Annotated in this window: 2 protein-coding genes; one reads left to right on the forward strand and one right to left on the reverse strand. The window is 71.5% G+C overall.

Going from position 1 to position 2,678, the window contains the following annotated elements; all coding sequences use genetic code 11:
- Positions 1-30 precede the first annotated feature (30 nt).
- The gene (locus AB0C29_RS42540) at positions 31-549 is read right to left on the reverse strand and encodes a hypothetical protein (RefSeq protein ID WP_360833217.1); all 519 of its coding nucleotides are present in this window, start codon (positions 547-549) and stop codon (positions 31-33) included.
- A gap of 183 nt (positions 550-732) precedes the next feature.
- Here AB0C29_RS42540 and AB0C29_RS42545 point away from each other — a divergent pair.
- The coding region (locus AB0C29_RS42545) for a helicase (protein ID WP_360833219.1) at positions 733-2,678 on the forward strand (1,946 nt) is incomplete at its 3' end.

The raw sequence follows: 2,678 nt of genomic DNA on the forward strand, positions 1-2,678 counted from the left end.
CTCCGCGCGGAGCCGGCCTCAGGCGGGGGTTCACGCGTTGGCGCAGGTGCCGGCCTTCTTCTGGGCGGCGATCGCCTTGTCGGCGCCCTTGGCGTAGAGGGCCAGGCCCTCCTTGGCGGGCTCGAGCTTCCACGAGTCCTTCTCGTAGACCATCGTGTAGGACTGGGCCGCGACCAGCTGCTTGGCGATCACGACCGCCCGGTCGGCGCCCTCCATCCGGGCGCTGCTGAGCGTGATGGCCAGGCCCTTGCGCGAGCACGCGGTGTTGAGCTTGACGTAGTCGGCCTTGGTGATGGCCTTCTTACCGGCATCGGTGTACATGTCCCAGGCGCCGGCGAAGTCACCGCCGCTGAAACGGTCGAACACGGTCTGCGCGGCGGCCTTGGCGCCCTCGATCGTCTTGGGCTGGGGCCCACCGGCGGCCGCGGCGGCGGCGTTACCGGCCGGAGCGGCTTCCTTGTCGTCGGTGCAGGCGGTGGTGAGGGAGAGGGCGGCGACGGCGATGAGCGCCAGCGCGCCGAGGCGTCGGAACGGGTGGCTGTGGTTCATGCACCGCTTAATGTCGATGGACCGTCCGGCGTAACGGGCAAGGCCCTGCGGTGACGGATTCCTTACACTTGCCCGTACGCCCGTAACCCCGGTCACGGTCTCGCCGGGAGCCCGATGCATCGGCTATTCTGAGCGTTTCCACGGAAACGAAAAAAGCCACCTGAAAAGGTGGCTGACCTCGGAATGCTACCACAACAGGGAGTAGCTTTGTCAAGCTCCGCCGGCGGCACGGAAACACTGCGGAACGACGACATCGAGTCCGAAAAGGCCTACCTGGCCGTGCTCTACGACCGCCTCGACCTGCTGCGTGAGCAGGCCGACGAGCGGCTGCGCGCGATTCTGCTCGAGGCCGGCGGCACCCCGCAGGGCCGCTCCCAGCGCGAGGCGACCCGCAGCCATTGGGCCGAGCAGCTCGCCCAGATGAATTCCGTCGAGAACGGCCTGTGCTTCGGCCGGCTGGATTTCGCCGCCGACAATCCCCGCTACATCGGCCGGATCGGACTGTTCGCCGAGGACCGTGATCAGGATCCGTTGCTGATCGACTGGCGGGCGCCCGCGGCGCGCCCGTTCTATCTCGCCACCGCGGTGTCCCCCGAGGGGGTGACCCGCCGCCGGCATCTGCGCACCCGGGGCCGCGAGCTGACCGGCATCGACGACGAGGTGCTCGACATCGAGGCCGGTGCCACGGACGGCCGCGAGGACGTGACCGGTGAGGCCGCGCTGCTGTCCGCGCTGACCGCCAACCGCACCGGCCGGATGCGCGACATCGTCGAGACCATCCAGTCCGAACAGGACGAGGTGATCCGCGCCGGGCTGCCCGGTGTCCTGGTGGTCCAGGGTGGTCCCGGCACCGGCAAGACCGCCGTGGCGCTGCACCGCGCGGCGTACCTGCTCTACACCCACCGCGCCCAGCTGACCAAGCAGGGCGTGCTGATCCTCGGCCCGAACGCGACCTTCCTGCGCTACATCTCGCAGGTGCTGCCCTCGCTGGCCGAGACCGGCGTGCTGCTCGCCACCCTCGGCGACATGTTCCCCGGCGTGACCGCCCGGGCCACCGAGGCGCCGGCCGCCGCCGCGCTCAAGGGCCGGGTCGACATGCTCGACGTGCTCGCCACCGCGGTGGCCGACCGGCAGACCGTGCCCGACGACTACGTCGAGGTCGACCACGACGGCTTCCCGCTGCGCATCGAGCGGGCCGTCTGCGAGGACGCGCGGGCCGAGGCCCGGCGTTCCGGGCGTCCGCACAACCTGGCCCGGTCGATCTTCGTGACCGCGTTCATCCACACCCTGTCGCTGCAGATCGCCGAGCGGATCGGCGCCGACCCGCTCGGCGGCGACAACCTGCTGGAGGAGGCCGACCTGGCCGAGACCCGGCGTGAGCTGCGCGAGGACGAGGACGTCCAGGCCGCGCTCTTCCAGCTGTGGCCGATCCTGACCCCGCGGCAGGTGCTGCGCGACCTGCTCAGCGATCCGGACCGGCTCGCCTCGGCCACGCCGGAGCTCAGCGACGAGGAGCGGGCGCTGCTGCTGCGCGAGCGCCGGGCCGGCTGGGCGCCGGCCGACGTGCCGCTGCTGGACGAGCTGGCCGAGCTGCTGGGGGTGGACGACACCCTGCGGGCCCGGGCGGTGGCCCGCGAGCGCGAGCAGGCGATCGAGTACGCGGAGGGCGTGCTGGAGATCGTCGAGGGCTCGCGGTCGCTGGACTTCGAGGACCAGGAGGAGGAGATCCTGTCCGCCACCGACGTCGTCGACGCCAGCGCCTTCGTCGAGCGGCACGAGGTGATCGACACGCGTACCGCTGCCGAGCGGGCGGCCGCCGACCGCACCTGGGTGTTCGGGCACGTGATCGTCGACGAGGCGCAGGAGTTGTCGCCGATGGCCTGGCGGCTGCTCATGCGCCGCTGCCCGAGCCGGTCGATGACCGTGGTCGGCGACGTCGCGCAGACCGGCGAGCTGGCCGGGACGACGACCTGGGAGCAGGTCTTCGAGCCGTACGTGGCCCAGCGCTGGCGGCTGGCCGAGCTGACCGTCAACTACCGAACCCCGGCCGAGGTGATGACGGTGGCCGCGGACGTGCTCGCCGCGGTCGACCCGTCGCTGCAGCCGCCGCGCTCGGTGCGGACCGCCGG

The organism is Actinoplanes sp. NPDC048791 (genome assembly GCF_040650095.1).
In the GTDB taxonomy this organism is placed as follows: Bacteria; Actinomycetota; Actinomycetes; order Mycobacteriales; family Micromonosporaceae; genus Actinoplanes.